The following is a 22,867-nucleotide window of genomic DNA, read 5'->3' on the forward strand; positions in this document are numbered from 1 at the left end:
GGCGCACCGTACGGCGACGCACGCCCGGGGCCCGAGCAACGGCGCTGGACGGCGCACGGAGCGCCCGGACTGAGCCCCGTACGTGCAGGGCTGGACCAATGCCGCGCCGTCCATCATCATGGCGCCGCCATGACAAAGCACTCCTCGGGATGGTGACCGTGCGCGGATCCTTCGTCAGGGCCACACAGGCCGCCGTGCTCCTGCTGGTGACCCTGGCGTCCGTCCCCGAGGCCGCAGCCGGACAGGAACTCGCCCCAGAGGCTGCCACCCGACCCGAGAGAACCACGGCCGCGGCGGACTGGACGCCACCGCTCAGCACGCGGGGCCGCTGGATCGTGGACGCAGAGGGAGACCGCTTCAAACTGCGGTCCGGCAACTGGCACGGAGCCAGCGGCACCTGGAACGGCTCAGGAAGCGGGGAAGACGACGCAAACCACCATGCGGGGGAGAACTCCGGCCGGATGCCGCTCGGTCTGGACCGTGCCCCCATGACCGAGATCATCGCCGGCTTCCAGGAGATCGGGATCAACAGCATCCGGCTGCCGTTCTCCAACGAGATGATCCACGACGGCCGTCCCGTCACCGACGATTCCGTTGCCGCCAATCCCTCCCTGCGCGGAAAGACCCCGCTGCAGGTGTACGACGTCGTGGTACGTGAACTCACCGCCGCCGGCCTCGCGGTGATCCTCAACAACCACACCAACACCACCCGCTGGTGCTGCGGAGTCGACGGCAACGAACGCTGGAACGCTGGCCAGTCCGCCGCCACCTGGGAGAACGACTGGCTCTTCATGGCCCGCCGCTACAAGGACGACCCGCGCGTCGTCGGCGCAGACCTTTACAACGAGGTGCGGCGCTCCGTCTGGGACGATCCCAACTGGGGGCTCGGCGACGACCACGACTGGTTCGCCGCCTCGCAGCGCGTCGGTGACCGCATCCTGACGGAGGCCAACCCCGACCTCCTGATCATCGTCGAGGGCATCAACTGGACCGGCATCCCCGTCGACATCCTGCCGCACGAACGCCCCACCCTGGAGCCCGCACGCAGCCTCTCGCACACGCTCGTCGACTCCGGCAAGCTCGTGTACTCCGCCCACTTCTACGACTACACCGGCCCGAATCACACCGGCGCCACCGGAACGGGCGAGACCAGCGACCCCCGCTATCGCGACCTGACCCCCGCCGAACTGATCGACGTCCTGAACCGTCAGGCATTCTTCGTGACCGCGGAGCGCGACCAGCACTTCACTGCCCCCGTCTGGATCAGTGAGTTCGGCATCGGAGGCCGCGACGAGACCGGCCAGAAGCAGCGCGCCTGGTTCGAGAACTTCGTCGACCATCTGATCCGTACCGACGCAGACTTCGCGTACTGGCCGCTCGTCGGCTGGCACGAGAACCGCAAGGGCAACGGCTGGGCCCTGCTGCACTGGGACGCCGCGGGCCACCGCATGGGCCTCTACGACGGCGACGACTGGCGGGCCGCCGCCTGGACCCGACTCATCGAGGCCGAGGGGCGCACCGGCTCGGTGGAGCCGGTGGCGGACTGGTCGATGCTCAGCCCCGACCACGGCGACTTCGTCCAGTCGCGGCGGATGCGAGCCCTGCCCGACTGGGACTCCGGCGCACGCAAGGCCGTCTGCCCCGACGGCCGACGGCTGCTCGGCCTCAGCCACACCGGTAACCGGGGCCTGTGCTCGGACGTGTCCGCCGGCCCCTTGTGGGACGCGGCCGGCGGACACGAGGTGGTCGTCGACGAGCGGCACGTCACGCCGGGCCGGGACTGGGCTTCCGGATACACCAAGCTCCAGTGCGCCGACGGCCGCTTCCTGACCGGCTACAGCGTCCGCGGCTCCGCCGTCTCCGCCGCCCTTTGCGCGGCCGCACCGCCCGGCGAGCTCGGGACGAGCGGCCGTACCGTCTGGTTCGACCGGGGCGACAACAGGGGCTCGGCTCCCAAGGGAGGTGACTTCGCGCACGGCCACTACAAGGGGCAGTGTGCCGACGACGAGTACGCGGCCGGGATCGCGTTCACGGGCCGGGTGGGCTCGGCACGGACTCCGGATGCGCTGTACTGCCGAAAACTGAGCTGATCCGCTGTGTTTCGTGTCCGCCGCAGGCCACGGCCTACAGCCAGCCCTGCCGGCGGGCCGCGCGGACCGCCTCCATGCGGTTGCGCGTGCCGGTCTTGCCGATCGCCGCCGACAGGTAGTTCCGTACCGTCGACTCCGACAGATGCACCTTCGCCGCGATGTCGGCGATCGTCGCCCCGTCCACCGCCGCGTTCAGCACATCCCGCTCCCGCGGCGTCAGCGGATTCGGCCCCGCGCTCAGCGCCGCCGCAGCGAGCGCCGGGTCGACGACCGTCTCGCCCCGCAGCACCGCCCGGACCGCCTCCGCGAGCTCCTCGACGGGACCGTCCTTGACGAGGAAGCCCGCGGCCCCGGCCTCCATCGCCCGCCGCAGATAGCCTGGCCGGGCGAACGTCGTCAGGATCAGCACCCGGCAGTCCGGCACCTCGTCCCGCAGCTCCACTGCGGCGTCCAGCCCGCTGAGCCCGGGCAGTTCGATGTCCAGCAGTGCCACGTCGGGCCGTGACGTCAGGGCGGCGGTGACGATCTCGTCGCCGCGCCCGACCTGCGCGACGACCTCGATGTCCTCCTCCATGCCGAGGAGCAGCGCGAGCGCGCCGCGCATCATGCCCTGGTCCTCGGCGAGAAGGACTCTGATCATTCCGCTCGCTCCCGCTCCGTAGAGGCCGGCATCTCCACGGGGAGTTCGGCCGTCACCCGGAACCCGCGTACCGCCGGTCCCGACTCCAGAGTGCCGCCCGCCGTGGCCACACGCTCGGCCAGGCCCTTCAGCCCGCTGCCGGGCGTGTCCGAGCCTACGCCCCGGCCGTCGTCCGTGATCACCAGGCGGACCCGCTCGGCGGTACCGCTCACCTCGATCTCGCAGCGTGCGGCCCCGGAGTGCCGTACGGCATTGGTGACCGACTCGCGGACCACCCAGCTCAGGAGCGCCTCGGTGTGCGGCTCCAGGGGCGGCCCCGACCGGCGGACGACCGGCTCGATGCCGGCGGTGGACAGGGCGTCGCGGGCCCGGTCCAGCTCCGTGGCCAGGCTGCCCTCCCGGTAGCCGGTGACCGCCTCGCGTATCTCCGTCAGGGCCTGACGGCCGACCGCCTCGATGTCGGAGACCTGGGCGAGCGCCGCGTCCAGGTCGCGGGGCGCGAGGCGGCGCGCGGCCTCCGACTTGACGACGATCACCGACAGGGTGTGCCCGAGCAGGTCGTGCAGATCGCGGGAGAAGCGCAGCCGTTCCTTCTCAACGGCGGCGCGGGCCAGTTCCTGCCGGGTGGCGCGCAGTTCCCTGACAGTCTCTGACAGCCGCAGGATCGCCGCGGTCACCATGCCGGAGATGAAGGTGCCGTACGCGACGTTGATCGCGCCCCAGCCGTCCCGGACCCCGGCGACCACCCCCGCAGCCGCGCTGAGGGCGAGGATCACCGGGCCGATGCGGGGGCCCCGCATGATCGCGCCTGTGGCGAGGCCGAGGAGGGGGAAGAGGAGGAGCCATGAGCCGCCGTAGCCGGCGGCGAGGCCGAAGGTGACGGCAGCCAGGACGAGAAGCAGCCCGCGGGTCGCCCGTGTTTCCCGTGTCCGTTCGTCGAAGGCGCGGAACGCCAGGGACACATAGAGGGAGTTGAAGACCAGCAGACCGATGCCGCCGATCCAGGGGTTGGGGGTCTTGCCCTGGAGGAGGTTGGACACCGAGCCCAAGCCCATCAGCAGCCACGGCAGAAGTGCGAAGCCGCCCGGTGGGCCCATCTCCTCGGGAAGCCGCCCCCTCTTCTTCGCGGTCCTCTTCGCTGCCCTTTGCACCTTCAGATCGGCCTTCGCCTTCCTCGTCCGGAAGTCGGCCTTCCACGCCTCCAGCCGCGCGGTGAACCATGTGGTCAGCCGGCCCATCGCCGCCTCCGTCATGCCGTCCTCGCCGACCGACGGTACGAGATCACCGCGTACGCACGGAACAGCAGGGCCCAGATCGTCAGCACGGCGACGGCGGTGAGCCCGGGCGCGCTGCCGTCGGTAAGCGCCAGGCCCAACTCGGCGAAGCGGTTGGCCGGGGTGTACTCGGACAGGCCGCGCAGCCAGGTCGGGAACAGCGCGACCGGGAACCAGAGGCCGCCGACGAGCGCGAGCCCGAGGTTGCAGGCGACGTTGACGACGCCCGTGGTCTGGGCGGAGAGCCGGTAGCCGTTGCCGATGCCGAGCAGCGTGAAGGGGAGGGCGCCGAGCCAGAGCACGACGGCGACCGCTGCCCACTGCCAGGCCTCCATGCGTACGCCGTTGACCAGACCGCCCGCCGCGAGCACCGCCGCGATGGAGGGCAGGACGATCACCGAGCCGGTGAGGGCCCGCCCGGTGACCACCTGGCGCGGGCTCATCGGGGTGATCCGCAGCTGCCGCAGCCAGCCGATCGACTTGTCCTCGGCCACGCCGGTCCCGGTGGACAGAGCGGCGCCCAGCGCACCGTACGCCGCCATGCCGACCATGGATGCGGTCCTCCACTCGTGGTCGCTGACGCCGAGGTTGGTGAAGAGCAGATACATCAGCACCGGCATGCCGATGCCGGAGACCACGAATCCGGTGTCGCGCAGGGTGCGGCGGACTTCCAGCTTCACGTACGCGGTGATCATCGGACGGTCTCCAGTTCTCCGGAAGCGGCGGTCAGGGCGAGGAATGCGTCGTCGAGTGACACCGGGGCGACTTCGAGGCCGCGTACGGCACCCAGACCGACGAGTGCGACCACCGTGGCGTCCGAGTCGTCCGTACGCAGCCGGGCCCTGTCGCCGCGCACCTCGACGGACACGACGCCCGGCAGCAGGTGCAGCCCCTCCGTGGAGCGGCCCGCGAGGTCGAAGGAGACGAGGTTGCCGCCGGCCGCGCGCCTGAGCTCCTCACCGGTGCCGTCGGCGACGATCCGGCCGTGGTCGATGACGACGATCCGGTCGGCGTGGGCGTCGGCCTCCTCCAGGTAGTGCGTGGAGAACAGCACGGTGTTGCCGCGGCGGGCGTAGGAGCGCATGGCGGCCCAGAAGGCGTGCCGCGCCTCGACGTCGAGCGCGGCGGTCGGCTCGTCGAGGACGATCAGCTCGGGCGCACCCGCGAGAGCGACGGCGAAGCGGACGCGCTGGGCCTGGCCGCCGGAGAGCCGGTCGACGCGGCGGTCGGCGAGCTCGGTGAGCCCGGCGAGTTCCAGCGCCTCGGCGACGGGCATCGGGTCCGGATAGGTGCGGGCGACGAAGCCGACCAGCTCGCGGACGGTGACCCGCGGGACCTGCCGGCCCTCCTGGAGCATCGCGCCGACACGGCCGGCGCGCACCGCGGCGGACGGGGCCTCGCCGAAGAGGCGGACCTCGCCCGCGTCGGGCTCGTCCAGACCGAGGAGGAGGCCGATGGCGGTGGACTTGCCCGCCCCGTTGCGTCCGAGGAGCGCGACGGTCTCGCCGCGCCGGATGTCGAGGTCGACGCCCGCCACGGCCCGTACCGGACCGAAGGACCTGGCCGCCCCGGCGAAGTGGACTGCTGTCTGCGTCATGACCACGACGCTACGGAGCGGACGGGTGGCCGCGGCAGATGCGCGCGTCCTTGTCCGGCGATGACAAATGTCCTGGGTGAGCCCGCCGACACGGCGATCTGACGTTGTGTCAGGAGCCTTCACAAGTCACGGGGGGTGCGTTATACATAGGGGCCAACCCGGCCTAGAACGCGTTCTAGAACGCGACGCGGGGCGGCCGGTCCCGAACGGCCTCGGTGCGGCCGACGGTGCGGACGGCCGCACCGAGGTCTTCCACTTCTCAACCGTCGGAGGAGCAGCAGCCTCATGCCCATCGATGCCGCCAAGGCGATCGCCGCAGAGCCGCGCAGCGCCGAGATCACCTGGGACCACAAGGACATCCAGCTCTACCACCTCGGCATCGGCGCGGGTTCGTTCCAAGGCAAGGACAACCCCGCGACCGACCCCGACGAGCTGCGCTACACCCTGGAGTCCCGGCTGCACGTCCTGCCCAGCTTCGCCACCGTCGCGGGCGCGGGCATGGGCGTCGTCGGCGGCCTCTCCGCCCCGGGGATCGACATCGACCTCGCCGCGGTCCTGCACGGAGGCCAGACGATCACGCTCCACCGCCCGGTCCCCGTCAGGGGGCGGGCCATCAGCACGTCACGCGTCGCCGCCGTCTACGACAAGGGCAAGGCCGCGATCCTCGTGCTCCGCTCCGAGGCCGCCGACGGGGACGGGCCGCTGTGGACGAGCGACGCCCAGATCTTCGTACGCGGCGAGGGCGGCTTCGGCGGCGACCGCGGGCCGTCGGCGCGCGCCGAGCAGCCGGGCCGCGAGCCCGACAGGGTCGTCGAGCGGGCCGTCCGCGAGGACCAGGCGCTCCTCTACCGGCTCTCCGGCGACTGGAACCCGCTGCACGCCGACCCGGAGTTCGCCAAGCTCGCCGGCTTCGAGAAGCCGATCCTGCACGGCCTGTGCTCGTACGGCATCACGCTCAAAGCGGTCGTCGACACGCTCCTCGACGGGGACGTCGCGCGCGTCCGCTCCTACAGCACCCGCTTCTCGGGCGTGGTCTTCCCGGGGGAGACCCTGCGCATCCGGATGTGGGCCGGGGAAGGCCGCATCCAGACATCGGTGACGGCCGTCGAGAGGGACGACGCCCCGGTGCTCGCCGACACCATCGTCGAAATCGCCTGACTTTCCGACCTCCTGACCTCCTGACCTCCTGAAGGGAGCCGCACCATGCGCGCAGCCGTGCTGCACGAGATCGGCCAGGACAAACTCGACGTCCTCGACGACGTCGAGGCGGTGGGCTTCGGCCCCGGCAAGGTGAAGATCCGGGTCAGGGCGACCGGGCTGTGCCACTCGGACGTCTCCGCGATGAGCGGGGTGCTGCCGCAGCCCGCCCCCTTCGTCCCGGGCCACGAGGGCGCGGGCGAGATCATCGACATCGGTGACGGCGTCGGCGGCCTCCAGCAGGGCGACCGGGTGCTGATGTGCTGGCTGCCCGCGTGCGGCACCTGTCCGGCCTGCAAGCGCGGCCAGTCCCAGCTCTGTCTGGCCGGCTTCATGAACGCCGGGACCCCCAACTTCAAGCGCCCCGGCGGTGACGTCTTCGGCTTCGCCGGTACGGGGACGTTCACGGAGGAGGTCGTGGTCGACGCGGGCTGCGCCGTGCCGATACCGGACGACGTGCCGTACGAGATCGCCGCGCTCATCGGCTGCGGGGTCACGACGGGGCTCGGCGCGGCCATCAACACCGCCAAGGTGGACGCCGGTTCGTCGGTCGCCGTCATCGGCTGCGGCGGCGTCGGCATCTCCGCGATCCAGGGCGCCCGGGTGCAGGGAGCGGCCCAGATCGTCGCCGTCGACCCGGTGGCCTCGCGGCGCGAGGCGGCGCTGCGCTTCGGCGCCACCGAGGCCGTCTCGCCGGACGGACTCGCCGACGCCAAGCAGCGGATCACCGCGGGCGAGGGCTTCGACTACGTCTTCGAGGTCGTCGGCAGGTCGGCGACGGCGAGGACGGCGTACGACACGACCCGGCGCGGCGGCACGCTGTGCATCGTCGGGGCGGGCGCGATGGACGACTTCCTGCAGCTCAACATGTTCGAGCTGTTCTTCGACGAGAAGCGGATCCTGCCGTCGATGTACGGCGGCGGGGACGTACTCCGCTCGTACGAACGGGCCATCGCGCTCTGGCGGGCGGGCCGGATCGACCTGGAGTCGCTGATCACGCACCGGGTGCAGCTCGCGGAGATCAACGAGGCGCTGACCCAGATGCGTACGGGCGAGGCGCTGCGTACCTGCATCGAGATCTGAGGGGGACCCGCTCGTATGTCACTCCCACTTGAGGGACTGTCCGCGATCGTCACGGGCGCGGGGCGGGGGCTCGGCCGGGCCGAGGCGCTGGAACTCGCCCGCCTCGGCGCGAGCGTCGTCGTCAACGACTACGGCCAGGCCGGCCGGGACGGCTCCGGCGAGGCGTCCGCCGCGCCCGCGGAGGCGGTCGCGGCCGAGATCCGCGAGGCGGGCGGCCAGGCGGTGGCGCACCTGGGCGACGTCTCGGACTTCGAGTCGGCCCGTGGTCTCGTGGACCTGGCGATCGGCACGTACGGCAAGCTCGACATCCTGGTCAACAACGCGGGGATCCTGCGCGACCGGATGGTCTTCTCGATGAGCGAGGCCGAGTGGGACTCGGTGATCCGGGTTCACCTCAAGGGCCACTTCAACACGACCCACTTCGCGTCGGTCCACTGGCGGGAACGCTCCAAGGCGGCGGGCGGACGTCCCGTGTACGGCCGCGTCGTCAACACCTCCTCGGAGGCGTTCCTGGCGGGCTCCGCGGGTCAGCCGAACTACGCGGCGGCGAAGGGCGGCATCGTCGGCCTCACGACGTCGACGGCGGCGGCCCTCGCGAAGTACGGCGTCACGGCCAACGCCATCTGCCCGCGCGCCCGCACCCGTATGACGGAGGACGTCTTCGCCGGCTTCGCCGAACCGGCGGACGGACAACTCGACCCGCTCGCCCCCGAGCACGTCGCCCCCCTGGTCGGCTATCTGGCGTCGCCGTCGGCGGCGGGGGTCAACGGGCAGCTGCTCGTCGTGCACGGAGGGATGGTGGCGGTGGTCGAACGGCCCCGGGTGGCCGCGAAGTTCGACTCGGCGAAGGACACCTTCTCCTACGAGGAGCTCGACGGCCTCCTCTCCGCGTACTACGCGTCCCGCCCACCGAACGAGACCTTCGCGTCGACGGAGGTCCTGGGGCTGAGGCGGGCCTAGGACCCGCGCGTACGGCGCGCTCTCGCCGTGGGCTCCGCCTTGCGGCTTCGCCGCGGGCTCCCCCGCCCCCCGGGACCGGGGAACGGGGATGCCCCGCTCGGCCCCGACTACTGCGCCGCGCCCGGGCGGCGGTGGCGGCCGTGGGCCGGAGACGTGGCCTCCTCCCTCGACGCCGCACCGCCCCGGTGCTTTCCAGAGCCGCCGCCTGCGGCCTGAGGCGCGCCCGCCCCCTGCGGACGCGCCTCGGTCGTGTCGGTTCGGGCTTCAGACATGTGGGAACTTCACTCCGTTGAGATCGCTGATTTCAGGTCGCAAGGGAGCCGGTCACGTCACCGTCGGCATCCGGACGATGCGCCTGCGTAGCCCCCGGCCGAAGAGTCTGACCAGGTGTCACACGCCGGAAGATCGGCGCCTGCTGCAACGGCACGGGCTTGCACACGGAAGGATCCCCGCCGCCGTCGCACGGTTCCCCACCTGCGGATTCCGCTTGTGCCGATTCAGTGATCACGGTGACCGGGTCGGGGAGAAACGCTTCCTCAGGGAGCTCCACCCGGGCCACCCCGCACGGCACCGCCCCCGTCGCGTACGGCAGCCGCAGTACGCCCTCCCGCGTCCACAGCCCTGCTCCCGTGAACCATCCTTCCGGAGCCGCGAGTTGGTGCAGTCGCCGCCCCGAGGGGCGCCACACTCCCACCCAACTGCCCGCCGCCGCGTCGATTCGCAGCGCCACCGAGCAGCTCTCCGGCATCAGCATCTGCCCCGGCTGAATCGCGAACGGCGTCACCGCGGCGTCGGCAATCCGCAGGCACTCCGGAAACCGCACCGGCCGCAGGCTCCCCAGTACTCCCCACCCCAGCCGGTCGTGGCCCGGCGCGTCCGAGCGGATCAGCAGCAGACCGCTCTCGGCGTCCGCGAGCAGCAGACGGTCGTTGCTGTCCTCCGTGATCTGCAGCAGCGGCGTCACCTCGCCGCCCCGCTCCAGGTCGACCGCGACGGCCTTGGTGATCCCGTCCGTCTCCCGGTCCAGGGCGAGCATCCGGCCCGTACGGTCCAGCCACACCCCGCCCGAGCAGTGGCCGGGCACCTCCGCGACCCGCTCGGGCCCGAACGCCCCGCCCGCGACGAGCCACAGCGCCGTCGAACGCTCGCCGGGCACCAGCGCGTACACGCAGGTGCCGTTCGGGGACGGCGGAAGCAGGGTCATCGTCGTCGACTCGACGAATCCGAGGGGTAGTTCGCCGGTACCCGGACCGGTCGGATAGAGCAGCGAGCACGCCTGCAGTCCCGCCACCCGCCGGCGGATCAGCACCCGCCCGTCGGCCATCGGCACCACCTCGGCGTCCGGCTCCTCCGGCTGGTCCATCGGAAGCGGTACGGCGTACGGCTCGGGCCCGTCGAGCGTCCACCGCTCGGCGAAGCGCGCGTCGCCCGTACCCGCGAGACGTGCCGCGTAGCACCCGTCTGCGCTGATCGTGAACCCGTCACCGGCGCCGTCACCCGGCGCAGCACCCGTACCCCTACCCTCGGCCGCGCCCACACGCCGTACAGCTCCGTCGTCCCCGGCCGCGGTCTCCTCGATGGCACACGCTGTCATCGGCTGGTCACCTCCGGCTACCGAAGGTAGTTTTCGCACTTCCAGCCGAACAATGCGAGACAGCGCACTTCACACAAAAGGGTGGCCGTGTGCCGATTCGCCTGAGGGCGAGGGGGTGGCTGTGCTCCACGAGGGCTCCGCTAAGGTAAGGCACGCCTTATCACCCCTTGCTCGACCCGCACGACCAGGAGCACCTCATGTCGCTACGCCGCCGTGGCACCGCCGCAGCAGCGGTCGCCCTCGCCGCCGCCCTCTCCCTCACCGCCTGCGGCGCCGACAAGGCCGCGGACAAGGCCACGTCCGACGACGGCGGCAAGAAGTCCGTCGCCCAGGGCGGCAAGGACTTCGGCGACGCCGCGCAGAAGACGGCGGCCATGGGCACCGACGCCAAGCCCGGTCAGTTCCCGCGCACCATCACCCACGCCATGGGCGCGACCGAGCTCAAGGCAGCCCCCAAGCGCGTCGTCGTCCTCGACGTCGGTGAGCTCGACAACGTTGCCTCGCTCGGTGTGCAGCCCGTCGGCTACGCCCCCTCCGAGGGCGACGACGGCATCCCGTCGTACCTGAAGAAGGAGGCCGGGAGCCCCAAGGACGTCGGCACGATCAACAATCTCAATCTCGAGGCGATCGCCCAGCTCAAGCCCGACCTCATCCTCGGCAGCCAGCTGCGCGCCGCCGACAAGTACAAGGAGCTCTCGCAGATCGCTCCGACGGTCTTCTCCATCCGCCCCGGCTTCACCTGGAAGGAGAACTACCGCCTCAACGCCGCCGCCCTCGACAAGTCCGCCGAGGCGAGCGCGAAGCTCGCCGCGTACGAGAAGAAGGCCGAGCAGCTCGGCACCGACCTCGGCGCCGACAAGCCGACCGTCTCCATGGTCCGCTACATGCCGGACAAGATCCGCCTCTACGCCAAGGCCTCCTTCATCGGCACGATCCTCGACGACGCCGGGGTGCCGCGGCCCACGAACCAGCAGATCAACGACCTGGCCACCGAGGTCAGCGCGGAGCGGATCGACGAGGCCGACGCCGACTGGATCTTCACCGGCGTCTACGGCGACCCGGCGAAGACCAAGCGCGACACCGCCCGGTCCAACCCGCTGTGGAAGAACCTGAAGGCGGTCAAGGCCGGGCAGGCCAAGGACGTACCGGACGAGACCTGGTACCTCGGCCTCGGCGTCACCGCCGCGGACAAGGTCCTCGACGACCTGCGCGGCTACCTGGTCAAGTGAGCTCCCGCCCCGGTGCCCGCCGTCGGCACCGGGGCTGCCGCGCTCCTGGAACGAAGACCACCGCGGCCGTCGATCGAGCACCCCGCACGGCGATCGGCCACCTCCGCGAGAGCGGCGCCGGTTCAGCCGCATAGAGCAGCCAGGTAGCCTTTCCTCCGTGCCCCGTCTCTCCGAAGTGATCGCCGCGCTCGACGCCCTCTGGCCCCCCGAGCGGGCCGAGGAGTGGGATGCCGTCGGCACGGTCTGCGGAGACCCCGACGCCGACGTGACGCGCGTCCTCTTCGCCGTCGACCCCGTCCAGGAGATCGCCGACGAGGCGATCGCGCTCGGCGCCGACCTGATCGTCACGCACCACCCGCTCTATCTGCGCGGGACGACGACGGTCGCCGCCTCCCACTTCAAGGGCCGGGTCGTGCACACCCTCATCAAGCACGACGTCGCCCTGCACGTCGCGCACACCAACGCCGACACCGCCGACCCGGGCGTCTCCGACGCCCTCGCCGGCGCCCTCGATCTGCGTGTCACGGGCCCGCTCGTGCCCGAGAACGGGCTCGGCCGCATCTGCGAGCTCGACCACCCGCTCACCTTGCGCGAATTCGCCGCCCGCGCAGCCCAGCGCCTCCCCGCCACCGCGCAGGGCATCCGGGTCGCCGGCGACCTCGACGCGACCGTCCGCCGCGTCGCCGTCAGCGGCGGCTCCGGCGACAGCCTCTTCGACGTCGTACGCGCCTCCGGCGTGGACGCCTTCCTCACCGCCGACCTGCGGCACCACCCGGTGTCCGAGGCGACGCAGCACTCGTCCGTCGGGCTGGTCGACGCCGCCCACTGGGCCACCGAATGGCCCTGGTGCGAGCAGGCCGCCGCCCAGCTCGACGAGATTTCCGACCGCCACGGCTGGGGCCTGAGGGTCCACGTCTCGAAGACGGTCACCGACCCCTGGTCCTCCCACCACACCTCTGGAGCCCCCAACTGAACGCCGCGCCCGCCGACCAGATCAGACTCCTCGACGTCCAGGCCCTCGACGTACGACTGTCGCAGCTCGCGCACAGGCGCAAGTCGCTGCCGGAGCACGCCGAGATCGAGTCGCTGACCAAGGACCTCACGCAGCTGCGCGACCTGCTCGTCGCCGCGCAGACGGAGGAGAGCGACTGCGCCCGCGAGCAGACCAAGGCCGAGCAGGACGTCGACCAGGTGCGCCAGCGCTCCGCCCGTGACCAGCAGCGTCTCGACTCGGGCGCGGTCACGTCCCCCAAGGACCTGGAGAACCTCCAGAAGGAGATCGCCTCGCTCGCCAAGCGGCAGGGCGATCTCGAGGACGTCGTCCTGGAGGTCATGGAACGCCGCGAGTCCGCGCAGGAACGGGTCGCCGAGCTGACCGGCCGCGTCGCCTCGGTCCAGGCGAAGGCCGACGACGCGACGGCCCGCCGGGACGCCGCGTTCGAGGAGCTCGACGGCGAGTCCGCGAGCGTCGCCAAGGAGCGCGAGGTCGTCGCCGGCACCATCCCCGCGGATCTGCTCAAGCTGTACGAGAAGCTGCGCGAGCAGCAAGGCGGCGTGGGCGCGGCCCGCCTGTACCAACGCCGCTGCGAGGGCTGCCACATCGAGCTCAACATCACCGAGCTGAACGAGGTGCGGGCGGCCGCTGCGGACACGGTCGTTCGGTGCGAGAACTGCCGCCGCATCCTGGTCCGTACGTCGGAGTCGGGCCTGTAATGCCTGCGTCCGTCATCCAGGAGCTGATCGTCGAGGCCGACGGCGGCTCCCGGGGCAACCCGGGCCCGGCCGGCTACGGCGCGGTCGTGCTCGACCCGGCGACGGGCGAGACGCTCGCCGAGCGGGCCGAGTACATCGGCGTCGCGACGAACAACGTCGCCGAGTACCGCGGTCTGGTGGCCGGCCTCGAGGCGGCGAAGGAACTCGCCCCGGACGCCTCGATCCGCGTCCGCATGGACTCCAAGCTCGTCGTCGAGCAGATGTCGGGCCGCTGGAAGATCAAGCACCCCGACATGAAGCCGCTCGCGGCCGAGGCGGCGCGGATCTTCCCGCAGGGCCAGGTCCGCTACGAGTGGATCCCGCGCGAGAAGAACAAGCAGGCGGACCGGCTCGCCAACGAGGCGATGGACGCGGGCAAGCGGGGCAAGCAGTGGGAGCCGTCCGCCTCCCGGGCGGCCCTCGCGGAGGACACCCGTGCGGCGCGGGTCGTGGGCGACGCGGCGGCGGGCGCTGCGAAGGCGCGGGCCGCGCTCGCGGGTACCGGCGCCGCGGCCGGTCGTGCCCCGGCCGTGGCCACGGCGCTCGCCGGGACGACTCAGGCTCCGGCCCCGGCCGCCCCGGCGGTCGGCTGGGCGGCTCCCGCCGATCTGGGAGCACCTGCCACGTTCGTCCTGCTGCGGCACGGCGAGACGGCGCTGACGCCCGAGAAGCGATTCTCCGGGAGCGGTGGCAGTGACCCGGAGCTCACCGCGGCCGGTGAACGGCAGGCGGAAGCGGTCGCCACGTCGCTGGCCGCGCGCGGCACGATCCAGGAGATCGTCTCCTCGCCGCTGCGCCGCTGCCGGCAGACGGCGGCGGCCGTGGGCAAGCGCCTCGGGCTCGACGTGCAGATCGACGACGGCCTGCGCGAGACGGACTTCGGCGCGTGGGAGGGCCTGACGTTCTCGGAGGTCCGCGAGAGGTACGGGGACGACCTCGACGCCTGGCTCGCCTCCCCGAAGGCGGCGCCCACGGGCGGCGAGGCCTTCGCATCGGTCGCCCGGCGCGTCGCGGCGACCCGCGACCGGCTGATCTCGGAGTACCAGGGCCGCACGGTCCTGCTGGTCACCCATGTCACCCCGATCAAGACCCTGGTCCGGCTGGCCCTGGGAGCCCCGCCGGAAGCGCTGTTCCGCATGGAGCTCTCGGCGGCGTCCCTGTCGGCGGTGGCGTACTACGCGGACGGCAACGCGTCCCTGCGCCTTCTGAACGACACGTCGCACTTGCGCTGAGGCGGGGGCGGCCTCTTACGTCCCGGCCCGGGCCGTGTGTCCGGGAAGGTACCCCACCTCCCAGGCGAAGCTCTGGGAGGTGCGGTGTCCACAAGGCACCGGCGGCCGCGTCGGCGACGGCCGGCTGTTGTTCCGGGAGGCGGGGCGCCGCTGTTCCGGGAGGCGGGGGCCGCCCCGCCGTCATGGCAGCGGTGTCACCGGTGGTCGCGGGGCAGGCCCGGGTCGTGCCCGTCTGTATCCCGCCCGAGCTTCGCTGCCGCGGCTACGCGGGCGTTGTCACCGTCGCCGCGACCCGTCTCGCCCAGCGCTCGGGCGCGAGCGAGGTGCTGCGCTTCACGGATCCGGCCGGCCCCACGAGCAACGCGCTCCACCAGCGCCCGGGGTACCGCCCGGAGCCGGTCTTCACCTGAACGTTCCCCGTAGTCCCGCGCTCAATTCAGCGCGGCAGCCTCGCGTGCGAGCGACTCGACCCTAGCCCAGTCCCGCGCCGCGAGCGCATCGGGCGGCAGCATCCACGTACCGCCCACGCAGCCGACGTTCGGCAACGCGAGGTACGAAGGAGCGGTCTGGAGCGAGATCCCGCCGGTCGGGCAGAAGCGCGCCTGGGGGAGCGGTCCGGCGAGGGACTTGAGGTACGGGGTGCCGCCCGCCGCCTCCGCGGGGAAGAACTTCATCTCGCCCACCCCGCGCTCCAGCAGGGCGACGACCTCCGACGTGGTCGAGACGCCGGGCAGGAACGGCACTCCGGACGACGCCATGGCGTCCAGCAGCGCGTCGGTCCAGCCGGGGCTCACCAGGAACCGCGCTCCGGCGGCCACCGCGTCCGCCACGCCCCGCGGCGAGATGACGGTGCCCGCGCCGATCACGGCGTCGGGCACCTCGTCGGCGATCGCCCGGATCGCGTCGAGCGCGCCCGGCGTGCGCAGGGTCACCTCGATGGCGGGCAGCCCGCCCGCGACCAGGGCGCGGGCGAGCGATACGGCATCGGCAGCGTCGTCGATGACGACGACGGGGACGACGGGGGCGAGGTCGAGCACGGAGGTCATGCGGTCATCGTGCCCAACCGCACCGCTCCCTGCAACGCCTGTTGCGCTCTGCGCAACGACTCGGGTCAGTGAATCTCGTTCACCAGGACGTCCAGCGACCAGGCCTTGCCCGCCTTGCCCGGCGTCTCCACCTCCACGGTGTGGCCGAGGTCCCGCAGGGCCTCCACCAGCTCGCCCGGCCCCTTCGGCGCGGCCCCCGCCTCCAGCAGGCTGCGGACGATCCGCCCCTTGGTCGCCTTGTTGAAGTGGCTGACGACCTTCCGGGTGGGGGCGTGCAGCACCCGCACCGTCGCCGTACGGCCGGCGATCTCGCCCTTCGGCCGCCACGCCGCCGCGTACGCCGACGACCGCAGGTCCAGGACGAGCCCGTCCCCGGCGGCCTCGGGCAGCACGGAGGCCATCGGTGCCCGCCAGTGCGTGCTCAGCGCCCCGAGCCCGGGCAGCTTCACTCCCATCGAGCAGCGGTACGACGGAATTCGGTCGTCCACCCGGACCGCGCCCCACAGCCCGGAGAAGACCAGCAGCGAACGCCGGGCCCGCTTGCGGGCTGCCGCGTCGAGCGTGGCGAGCCCGAGTGCGTCGTACAGAACGCCGGTGTAGATCTCCCCGGCCGGCCGCGCCCCGGCCGTCCGCAGCTGTGCGTTCTTCGCGATCTCGCCGCGCAGCCCCTCGCTCAGCCCGAGCACCTCGCGGGCCTTCTCCCCGTCCCCGCGGCAGAGCTCGACCAACTCGTCGAGCATCGCGGCCCGCGCCCCGGCCAGCCCGGGCAACGACAGCGACTCCGGCTTGAGCGGCGCCCCGCGGCCGGAAGCGGCCTTGCCCTCCGACGGCGGCAACAGCACGAGCACGGCGGTTCTCCTCTACATCCGTAACGTGAAGGGGGTGCGGCCCCCGCGCCAGCGTAGTCGGGCCCCCCGCCCCCGCTCGCGTCACGGCGGCCCCGCCCGCCGTGCCACCGCCTCCGGCACGCGAACACGGCGGGGACGGGAACGGGGGCGGCAGCCCTCTCCACAGGCCCTGGTGGGGCGCCTTGATCATCCCCGGTGACAGGTCGATGCCGACGGCGTCCAGCCGTGGTGCACGGAGCGGAGGGCCCGTACCCCGCCGAGCGCGGCCGCGCCGGCCGCTGCCTTCGGGCCTTCGCGCGCGTAGCGGCGCGCGAGGAGGCCCCGGGCGACCCGAACAGGCGGGGCGGGTCGGCAGCCCTCTCGACAGGCCCTGGTGCACGGGGCGGCGGGCCCGTACCCCGCGGCGCGCGGCTACGCCGGCTGCGTCCGCACCGCCGCACGGCGAGGCCCCGCGCGCCCCGGGGCAGGGCGGGGGAGTGGCGGCGCGAGCCCCTGCATCGTCCGGTCGCCGCGCCGCCCCGCCCGCCATACGCTCGGTCCATGCCCCGCCGTCAGATGCATGTGATCTGCGCAGCCGAGGCTCCCCTGCGGGCCGCCCTGCGCGCGCTGCGCACCACGCTCGATGTGCCGGACGACTTCCCGGGCGAGGTTCTGGCGGAGGCGGAGCAGGCGGCGCGCGAGCCGCGTCTTCCCGAGCGGGACGCGACGGACATCCCGTTCTTCACGATCGACCCGCCGGCCTCCAACGACCTGGACCAGGCGATGCACCTGGAGCGCCGCGCGGGCGGCGGCTTCCGCGTGCACTACGCCATCGCCGACGTCGCGGCGTTCGTACGGCCCGGCGGCGCGCTCGATGCCGAGGCGCACCGGCGGGCGCTGACGCTCTACTTCCCGGACGAGAGGGTCCCGCTGCACCCCGAGTCCCTCTCCGAGGGCGCCGCGAGCCTTCTGCCGGGCCGCCCGCGCCCGGCTCTGCTCTGGACGATCGACCTGGACGGGGACGGCAGGACGGTCACCACGGACGTCCGGCGCGCCGTCGTCCGCAGCCGCGCGAGGCTCGACTACGCGGGTGCGCAGCGGCAGATCGACAGCGGCACCGCCGAGGAACCGCTCGCGCTGCTCAAGGACATCGGGCTGCTGAGGGAGCGGCTGGAGATCGAGCGGGGCGGGATCTCCCTCAACGTGCCCGAGCAGGAGATCGTCGAGCAGGACCACACATACGTCCTCCGGTTCCGCGCCCCGCTCCCCGCGGACGGCTGGAACGCCCAGATCTCCCTCCTCACCGGCATGGCCGCGGCCCACCTCATGACCACGGCCGGCACCGGCATCCTCCGGACGCTGCCGACCGCCCCCGACGGCGCCGTCGCCCGGCTGCGCCGCACGGCGAAGGCCCTGCACATCGACTGGCCGCACCACGTCTCGTACGCGGAGGTCGTCCGTTCCCTCGACCCCTCGAACCACCGCCACGCCGCCTTCCTGCAGGAGTGCACGACACTTCTGCGCGGCGCGGGCTACACGGCGTTCAGCGGCGGCCGGCTCCCCGTCCCGGCCGTCCACGCCGCCGTCGCCGACGAGTACACCCACTGCACCGCCCCGCTGCGCCGCCTCGTCGACCGGTACGCGGGCGAGCTGTGCCTGTCCGCCGTCGCCGGCGAGGAGCCGCCCGTGTGGGTGCGCGATGACCTCGACGCGCTGCCGAAGGAGATGGCCGAGGGCGCGCGGCGTGCCCGCACCGTCGAGCGCGAGTGCGTGGACATCGTCGAGGCGGCCCTGCTGAGCTGCCGGATCGGCGAGCTCTTCGACGCCTTCGTGATCGATGTGAAGGACCACGAACCGGACGTCGGCACCGTCCAGTTGCAGGATCCGGCGGTCGTCGCCCCGGTCGAGGGCGGCGGCGCCGAGCTCCCGCTCGGGGAGGCGCTGCGGGTGCGGCTCATGCAGGCTGACCCGGGGGTGGCGAAAGTGCGGTTCGCGCCTGCGTGAGGGCGCGCAGCAGGGCCCGGGAGTCGTCCGCGTGCAGGCGTACGGTCCGAACCCGGCGCTCCCGCCCCAGCAGCCCCACGGTGGTCACCGGCTCGGTCAGCTCCAGGGTGAGGGAGGTCTGCGAGCCGACGGCCAGATTGAGGACGCCGTCCTCCTTCTTGTCGTGCGTGAAGCGCAGCTCGTACGAGACGGAGGCGATCCGGTCGAGCGGTATGCGCACGTCGACATGGGCGGCCTGGCGCAGCCGCAGCGTGTCCGCGGTCAGGGTGTGCGGGCGGGTGACCGAGGCCGCGTGCAGCCCGATGACGAAGAAGACGGTGTACACGTCGAGGACGAGGACGATCGCGTGCACCACGGGCCAGCCGCTCAGCAGGTACGACATGCCGACGGTCTCGACCACGCAGACGAAGGCGAAGCCGTAGAGGATGGTGGCCTGGTCGCGGGCGTGCCCGAAGGCCTGGTGGCCGGGGCCGACACCGTCGCGGCGCCGCGCCACCCACAGGACGATGCTCCACATGATCCGCAGCTCGTGCCCGGTGAGCCGGAGCACCGGCTCGGGCACCAGCTCGCCCACGGCTTCGCGGGTGCTGAGGCCCCGCCTGCGCAGCTGCACGAAGACCGCGGCGCCGGCCGACAGCAGGAGCAGAGTGACCGCCTCGGCGGCGGCCAGGACGGAGCCGGACAGGCGTACGCCGGCCAACAGGCAGACCGCGATGACGAGTTCGGCGGGCAGCGCGGCGTACGCCACCGCCCTGAGCACCCGCTTCACCGGGCGCGCTCCACGACGAGGCGCAGCGCGCGGCGTACGGCCTCGGCCTGGGCGGGGGAGAAGTCGGCGTAGAAGGCGTCGAGGAACCCGCCCTCCGGCATGCCGTCGGCGTCGGCGAGCTGTGCCGCGATCTCGTCGGGCAGCAGGCCGGCCAGCGCCTGGGCCGCGTCCGCCACCCGCGGGTCGTCGGTCTTCGCCTCGGCGAGCGCGTCGAGCTTCCCGTAGACCTCGTACGCGCGCTCCACGGCGCCCGGCGCCTCGGTCATCCGCCGCATCGCGCCGAGCAACTGGTCCCGCTCCTCGTCGGACGCGACGGTGTCCAGGAGCGCGAGCAGTTCGCGGTCCTTGGCGGCCATGGCGGACTCGGGCCGCCCGGCGGTGGCCTCGGCAATGGTCCCGAACAGCGCCGTCAGCTCCTCCGACACGGGCCCCTCGGCCGTCATCCGCCCGCTTCGTGCCTGCACCAGCAGCTCCCCGAGCCGCCTGCGCCGCTCGCCCAGCTGCTCCTGCTGCTGCGCGAGGTCGTGGTCCAGCTCCTCCAGCACCTCCACGATCTCCCGCCCCGCGTCGTCGACGAGCACGTCCCGCACCTCGTCGAGCCCGAGCCCCAGCTCGGTCAGCCGCCGGATCCGCGCGAGCAGCACGGCGTCCCGCACCGAGTAGTCCCGGTAGCCGTTGGCCTGCCGGACGGGCTCGGGCAGCAGCCCGAGGTGGTGATAGTGCCTGACGGCCCGCGCGGTCACCCCTACCAGCGCGGCGATCTCTCCGATTCGCATGGCCTCAGTAGAAACCCTGACGCTGCGGCAAGGTCAAGCGAGGCGGTGCTCCGGCGCCGGAAGCGCTCCGGCTTCCATGATCGTGTGCGGCGAGCCCGAGGACGGCGACCACCTGCAGCGGCGCACGGTCCACTTCGGCCAGGTCCTGCCCCTTCCCGAGCCGCTCGCCTTCGACCTGGACGCCGCCGCCTTCGTCCGAGGGACAGCGGCCGGCGGCCTACGGATCGCCGGGTAGCATGGTCATCACGGCAGACGAGCCGGGCGGACGGCCGCGACGGGATCGACGATCCCGCCGAGGAACGTCCGGGCTCCAAAGGGCAGGGTGGTGGGTAACGCCCACCCGGGGTGACCCGCGGGACAGTGCCACAGAAAACAGACCGCCGGGGACCTCGGTCCCCGGTAAGGGTGAAACGGTGGTGTAAGAGACCACCAGCGCCTGAGGTGACTCAGGCGGCTCGGTAAACCCCACCCGGAGCAAGGTCAAGAGGAGGCGTCTTCGGACGGCTCTGCGCGGACGATCGAGGGCTGCCCGCCCGAGTCCGCGGGTAGACCGCACGAGGCCGGTGGCAACACCGGTCCTAGATGGATGGCCGTCGCCCCGACGACCGCGAGGTCCCGGGGCACAGAACCCGGCGTACAGCCCGACTCGTCTGCCCTTGTGGCCCTGGCCAGGGTCAATGTCCTGGCCAGGGCCACAATGCACCCTGCAGGATTCGCGTCCGCACCGGTGGTTTCCCGGGAGCTCCGGCGCGATGGTCCACGCGTTGTGTGCGCGGGCCGGACGCGGACGCCGCCCCCGGCACCGGTCACCCCAGCGCCTTGTCGAGGTTGAACGCCGCGCTGATCAGGGCGAGATGGGTGAACGCCTGCGGGAAGTTGCCGATCTGCTCGCCCGTGCGGCCGATCTCCTCCGCGTACAGGCCGAGGTGGTTGCCGTACGTGAGCATTTTCTCGAAGGCCAGGCGCGCCTCGTCCTTGCGGCCGGCCCGGGTGAGGGCCTCGACGTACCAGAAGGAGCAGATCGAGAACGTGCCCTCCTCGCCGCGCAGGCCGTCCGGGCTGGCCTGGGGGTCGTAGCGGTAGACCAGGGAGTCGGCGACGAGGTCATCGCCGAGTGCGTCCAGCGTGGTCAGCCACTTCGGGTCGGTCGGGGAGATGAACTTGGTCATCGGCATCATCAGGACGGAGGCGTCGAGGACGTCGCCCTCCTCGTGCTGGACGAACGCGTTCCGGTCGGGCGACCAGCCGCGTTGCATGATGCGCCGGTAGATCCGGTCGCGCACCCCGGCCCAGTGCACGATGTCGGCGGGGAGTCCCCGGTGCCGGGCCATGCGGATGGCCCGTTCGATCGCCACCCAGCACATCAGACGGGAGTAGAGGAAGTTCTTGCGGCCACTGCGGGTCTCCCAGATGCCCTCGTCGGGCTGGTCCCAGTTCTCGCACACCCAGTCGACCAGGTCGCAGACGGTGTCCCACTGGGCGCTGGAGATCGGCTCCCCCCACTTGTCGTAGAGGTAGATCGAGTCGATGAGCGCGCCGTAGATGTCCAGCTGCAACTGGTCGACGGCGCTGTTGCCCACGCGTACGGGGGCGGAGCCCATATGGCCCTCGAGGTGGGAGAGCTCCCGCTCGGGCAGTTCGCGGCAGCCGTCGACGCGGTACATGATCTGCAGCGGTCCCGAGCGGGCGCAGGCGATGCAGACGTGCTCGGTCAGGTACCGCATGAAGGCCTGGGCCTCGTCGGTGAACCCCAGCCGGAGCAGCGCGTAGACGCAGAAGGCCGCGTCGCGGATCCAGACGTACCGGTAGTCCCAGTTCCGCTCGCCGCCGATCTGCTCGGGCAGGCTCGTCGTCGGCGCGGCGACGATCGCGCCGGTCGGCGCATAGGTGAGCAGCTTGAGCGTCAGCGCGGAGCGGTGCACCATCTCGCGCCAGCGTCCGCGGTAGCGGGACTTGGACAGCCACCGCCGCCAGTACCGCACGGTGGCCTCGAACAGCTCCTCCGCCTCGGCGACGGGACAGGCCCGCGGCGCCACCTGGCCGCCCACCCGGTCGAGCGCGAAGACGGCGGTCTCCCCCTCGTGCAGCTTGAACAGCGCCCACACGTCCCGGCCGTCGTGCTCGACCGGAACGCTGGAGGTCAGCGCGAGGGTGAGCGAGGGCGACTCGAAAACGGGGAGGCCGTGCTCCGTACGGACGGTGTGCGGCTGTGAGCCGTAGTCGAAGCGGGGTGCCACGACCGCGCGGAACGGCAGGGTGCCCCGGACGCAGATCACGCGGCGGATCAGCCGGTGCCGGTCGGCCTCGCGTGAGTCGTCGACGATGGGCATGAAGTCCTGGACCTCGCCGACGCCGTCGTCAGCGAAGAAACGGGTGATCAGCACGTTGGTGTCGGGGAAGTAGAACTGCTTCGTACGCACCGGCACGTCGGGTGCGAGCTGGAAGGAGCCGCCCAGCTCGGCGTCCAGGATCGACGCGAAGACGCTGGGTGAGTCGAAGCGGCCGCAGCAGTACCAGTCGATCGTGCCGTTCGTTCCCACCAGTGCGGCACTGCGCAGATCCCCGATCAGCCCGTGCTCGGAGACGGACAGATACTGGGGACTACCCGGGCCTCCCGGGCCGCGAGCCGCGCTCGGGACCTCGTGGGTGGTTTCTCCGGTGGTCTCTTCGATGTTGTCTCCGGTGGCCTCTTCGGGCACAGCCTCAGCAGTCACGGATCGGTCCTCCCTCTGCCTGGCGGCACATGCGACCGTACGTCCGCAATTCATGGTAGTTCGATCGCGTGTCGGGCGGTTTG

Annotated in this window: 21 protein-coding genes and 1 other RNA gene; 12 read left to right on the top strand and 10 right to left on the bottom strand. The window is 72.2% G+C overall.

The features are described from left to right. The first annotated feature begins 149 nt into the window (after positions 1-149). Positions 150-2,090, top strand: a complete 1,941-nt coding sequence (locus ABT078_RS22470) for a glycoside hydrolase family 5 protein (RefSeq protein WP_351230399.1) — start codon at positions 150-152, stop codon at positions 2,088-2,090. 34 nt (positions 2,091-2,124) lie between these two features. Here the strand turns inward: ABT078_RS22470 and ABT078_RS22475 are convergent, their stop codons facing one another. From ABT078_RS22475 to ABT078_RS22490, 4 genes are read right to left on the bottom strand one after another with little or no spacing between them, the layout of a single operon-like run. Continuing rightward, positions 2,125-2,730 carry a response regulator gene (locus ABT078_RS22475; protein WP_351230401.1) on the bottom strand — a complete coding sequence of 202 codons (606 nt, stop codon included), beginning with the start codon at positions 2,728-2,730 and terminating at the stop codon, positions 2,125-2,127. Next, complete coding sequence (locus ABT078_RS22480) at positions 2,727-3,983, bottom strand: sensor histidine kinase (protein WP_502981274.1); 1,257 nt, start codon at positions 3,981-3,983, stop codon at positions 2,727-2,729. The genes ABT078_RS22475 and ABT078_RS22480 overlap by 4 nt, the downstream gene beginning before the upstream one ends. Beyond that, the gene (locus ABT078_RS22485) at positions 3,980-4,699 is read right to left on the bottom strand and encodes an ABC transporter permease (RefSeq protein WP_502981275.1); all 720 of its coding nucleotides are present in this window, start codon (positions 4,697-4,699) and stop codon (positions 3,980-3,982) included. Before ABT078_RS22485 ends, ABT078_RS22480 begins: the two co-directional genes overlap by 4 nt. Continuing rightward, complete coding sequence (locus ABT078_RS22490) at positions 4,696-5,601, bottom strand: ABC transporter ATP-binding protein (RefSeq protein ID WP_351230403.1); 906 nt, start codon at positions 5,599-5,601, stop codon at positions 4,696-4,698. Before ABT078_RS22490 ends, ABT078_RS22485 begins: the two co-directional genes overlap by 4 nt. Before the next feature lie 285 nt (positions 5,602-5,886). Between ABT078_RS22490 and chsH3 the strand changes: the two genes are divergently transcribed. The 3 genes from chsH3 to ABT078_RS22505 are packed head-to-tail and all read left to right on the top strand — an operon-like array spanning position 5,887 to position 8,841. Beyond that, entirely contained in the window at positions 5,887-6,759 is an 873-nt protein-coding gene (gene chsH3 / locus ABT078_RS22495; RefSeq protein WP_351230406.1) for an enoyl-CoA hydratase ChsH3, read from the top strand. Positions 6,760-6,804: 45 nt separating this feature from the next. Continuing rightward, positions 6,805-7,881: a Zn-dependent alcohol dehydrogenase gene (locus ABT078_RS22500; protein WP_351230408.1), complete on the top strand. Its 1,077-nt coding sequence runs from the start codon at positions 6,805-6,807 to the stop codon at positions 7,879-7,881. A gap of 15 nt (positions 7,882-7,896) precedes the next feature. Beyond that, positions 7,897-8,841, top strand: coding sequence for a 3-oxoacyl-ACP reductase (locus ABT078_RS22505; protein WP_351230410.1), 945 nt, complete (start codon positions 7,897-7,899; stop codon positions 8,839-8,841). A 304-nt stretch (positions 8,842-9,145) separates the two neighbouring features. Here ABT078_RS22505 and ABT078_RS22510 read toward each other — a convergent pair whose 3' ends face one another. Continuing rightward, on the bottom strand, positions 9,146-10,435 hold the full coding sequence (locus tag ABT078_RS22510; protein ID WP_351230412.1) for a hypothetical protein: 1,290 nt from the start codon (positions 10,433-10,435) through the stop codon (positions 9,146-9,148). 197 nt (positions 10,436-10,632) lie between these two features. On the opposite strand from ABT078_RS22510, the gene ABT078_RS22515 reads away from it, so the two are divergent. From ABT078_RS22515 to ABT078_RS22535, 5 genes are all read left to right on the top strand, one after another. Beyond that, the gene (locus ABT078_RS22515) at positions 10,633-11,664 is read left to right on the top strand and encodes an ABC transporter substrate-binding protein (protein WP_351230414.1); all 1,032 of its coding nucleotides are present in this window, start codon (positions 10,633-10,635) and stop codon (positions 11,662-11,664) included. 157 nt (positions 11,665-11,821) lie between these two features. Next, complete coding sequence (locus ABT078_RS22520; protein WP_351230416.1) at positions 11,822-12,637, top strand: Nif3-like dinuclear metal center hexameric protein; 816 nt, start codon at positions 11,822-11,824, stop codon at positions 12,635-12,637. Next, positions 12,634-13,377, top strand: a complete 744-nt coding sequence (locus ABT078_RS22525; RefSeq protein WP_351230539.1) for a zinc ribbon domain-containing protein — start codon at positions 12,634-12,636, stop codon at positions 13,375-13,377. Before ABT078_RS22520 ends, ABT078_RS22525 begins: the two co-directional genes overlap by 4 nt. After that, positions 13,377-14,648: a bifunctional RNase H/acid phosphatase gene (locus tag ABT078_RS22530; RefSeq protein ID WP_351230418.1), complete on the top strand. Its 1,272-nt coding sequence runs from the start codon at positions 13,377-13,379 to the stop codon at positions 14,646-14,648. The genes ABT078_RS22525 and ABT078_RS22530 overlap by 1 nt, the downstream gene beginning before the upstream one ends. A gap of 182 nt (positions 14,649-14,830) precedes the next feature. Further along, complete coding sequence (locus ABT078_RS22535) at positions 14,831-15,058, top strand: GNAT family N-acetyltransferase (protein ID WP_351230420.1); 228 nt, start codon at positions 14,831-14,833, stop codon at positions 15,056-15,058. 21 nt (positions 15,059-15,079) lie between these two features. Here ABT078_RS22535 and eda read toward each other — a convergent pair whose 3' ends face one another. Both eda and yaaA read right to left on the bottom strand, forming a co-directional pair. Further along, positions 15,080-15,694, bottom strand: coding sequence for a bifunctional 4-hydroxy-2-oxoglutarate aldolase/2-dehydro-3-deoxy-phosphogluconate aldolase (gene eda / locus ABT078_RS22540; RefSeq protein WP_351230422.1), 615 nt, complete (start codon positions 15,692-15,694; stop codon positions 15,080-15,082). Positions 15,695-15,759: 65 nt separating this feature from the next. Further along, the gene (gene yaaA / locus ABT078_RS22545; protein WP_351230424.1) at positions 15,760-16,542 is read right to left on the bottom strand and encodes a peroxide stress protein YaaA; all 783 of its coding nucleotides are present in this window, start codon (positions 16,540-16,542) and stop codon (positions 15,760-15,762) included. A gap of 540 nt (positions 16,543-17,082) precedes the next feature. On the opposite strand from yaaA, the gene ABT078_RS22550 reads away from it, so the two are divergent. Next, positions 17,083-18,525, top strand: coding sequence for an RNB domain-containing ribonuclease (locus tag ABT078_RS22550; protein WP_351230426.1), 1,443 nt, complete (start codon positions 17,083-17,085; stop codon positions 18,523-18,525). Here ABT078_RS22550 and ABT078_RS22555 read toward each other — a convergent pair. Together ABT078_RS22555 and ABT078_RS22560 are read right to left on the bottom strand one after the other, a co-directional pair. Further along, the gene (locus ABT078_RS22555; protein WP_351230428.1) at positions 18,476-19,294 is read right to left on the bottom strand and encodes a hypothetical protein; all 819 of its coding nucleotides are present in this window, start codon (positions 19,292-19,294) and stop codon (positions 18,476-18,478) included. The genes ABT078_RS22550 and ABT078_RS22555 overlap by 50 nt on opposite strands. Then, entirely contained in the window at positions 19,291-20,070 is a 780-nt protein-coding gene (locus ABT078_RS22560; RefSeq protein ID WP_351230431.1) for a MerR family transcriptional regulator, read from the bottom strand. Before ABT078_RS22560 ends, ABT078_RS22555 begins: the two co-directional genes overlap by 4 nt. Positions 20,071-20,146: 76 nt before the next feature. Here ABT078_RS22560 and ABT078_RS22565 point away from each other — a divergent pair, with 76 nt between their 5' ends. Together ABT078_RS22565 and rnpB are read left to right on the top strand one after the other, a co-directional pair. Beyond that, a complete protein-coding gene (locus tag ABT078_RS22565) occupies positions 20,147-20,305 on the top strand; it encodes a hypothetical protein (protein ID WP_351230433.1) in 159 nt (52 codons plus the stop codon). A gap of 18 nt (positions 20,306-20,323) precedes the next feature. Next, an RNA gene (rnpB, locus tag ABT078_RS22570) (RNase P RNA component class A) lies at positions 20,324-20,723 on the top strand. A 153-nt stretch (positions 20,724-20,876) separates the two neighbouring features. Here the strand turns inward: rnpB and ABT078_RS22575 are convergent. Further along, on the bottom strand, positions 20,877-22,661 hold the full coding sequence (locus ABT078_RS22575) for a glycoside hydrolase family 15 protein (protein ID WP_351230541.1): 1,785 nt from the start codon (positions 22,659-22,661) through the stop codon (positions 20,877-20,879). Positions 22,662-22,867 lie beyond the last annotated feature (206 nt).

Origin of the sequence: Streptomyces sp. NPDC002133 (assembly GCF_040296405.1) — a bacterium.
Lineage (GTDB): Bacteria > Actinomycetota > Actinomycetes > Streptomycetales > Streptomycetaceae > Streptomyces.

What these genes read in the sequence shown, in the direction of transcription:
- ABT078_RS22470 (WP_351230399.1), top strand. Translation starts at nt 150, where the DNA reads ATGGTGACCGTGCGCGGATCCTTCGTCAGGGCCACACAGGCCGCCGTG.
- ABT078_RS22475 (WP_351230401.1), bottom strand. Translation starts at nt 2,730, where the DNA reads ATGATCAGAGTCCTTCTCGCCGAGGACCAGGGCATGATGCGCGGCGCG.
- ABT078_RS22480 (WP_502981274.1), bottom strand. Translation starts at nt 3,983, where the DNA reads ATGACGGAGGCGGCGATGGGCCGGCTGACCACATGGTTCACCGCGCGG.
- ABT078_RS22485 (WP_502981275.1), bottom strand. Translation starts at nt 4,699, where the DNA reads ATGATCACCGCGTACGTGAAGCTGGAAGTCCGCCGCACCCTGCGCGAC.
- ABT078_RS22490 (WP_351230403.1), bottom strand. Translation starts at nt 5,601, where the DNA reads ATGACGCAGACAGCAGTCCACTTCGCCGGGGCGGCCAGGTCCTTCGGT.
- chsH3 (WP_351230406.1), top strand. Translation starts at nt 5,887, where the DNA reads ATGCCCATCGATGCCGCCAAGGCGATCGCCGCAGAGCCGCGCAGCGCC.
- ABT078_RS22500 (WP_351230408.1), top strand. Translation starts at nt 6,805, where the DNA reads ATGCGCGCAGCCGTGCTGCACGAGATCGGCCAGGACAAACTCGACGTC.
- ABT078_RS22505 (WP_351230410.1), top strand. Translation starts at nt 7,897, where the DNA reads ATGTCACTCCCACTTGAGGGACTGTCCGCGATCGTCACGGGCGCGGGG.
- ABT078_RS22510 (WP_351230412.1), bottom strand. Translation starts at nt 10,435, where the DNA reads ATGACAGCGTGTGCCATCGAGGAGACCGCGGCCGGGGACGACGGAGCT.
- ABT078_RS22515 (WP_351230414.1), top strand. Translation starts at nt 10,633, where the DNA reads ATGTCGCTACGCCGCCGTGGCACCGCCGCAGCAGCGGTCGCCCTCGCC.
- ABT078_RS22530 (WP_351230418.1), top strand. Translation starts at nt 13,377, where the DNA reads ATGCCTGCGTCCGTCATCCAGGAGCTGATCGTCGAGGCCGACGGCGGC.
- ABT078_RS22535 (WP_351230420.1), top strand. Translation starts at nt 14,831, where the DNA reads ATGGCAGCGGTGTCACCGGTGGTCGCGGGGCAGGCCCGGGTCGTGCCC.
- eda (WP_351230422.1), bottom strand. Translation starts at nt 15,694, where the DNA reads ATGACCTCCGTGCTCGACCTCGCCCCCGTCGTCCCCGTCGTCGTCATC.
- ABT078_RS22550 (WP_351230426.1), top strand. Translation starts at nt 17,083, where the DNA reads ATGCCCCGCCGTCAGATGCATGTGATCTGCGCAGCCGAGGCTCCCCTG.
- ABT078_RS22560 (WP_351230431.1), bottom strand. Translation starts at nt 20,070, where the DNA reads ATGCGAATCGGAGAGATCGCCGCGCTGGTAGGGGTGACCGCGCGGGCC.
- ABT078_RS22565 (WP_351230433.1), top strand. Translation starts at nt 20,147, where the DNA reads ATGATCGTGTGCGGCGAGCCCGAGGACGGCGACCACCTGCAGCGGCGC.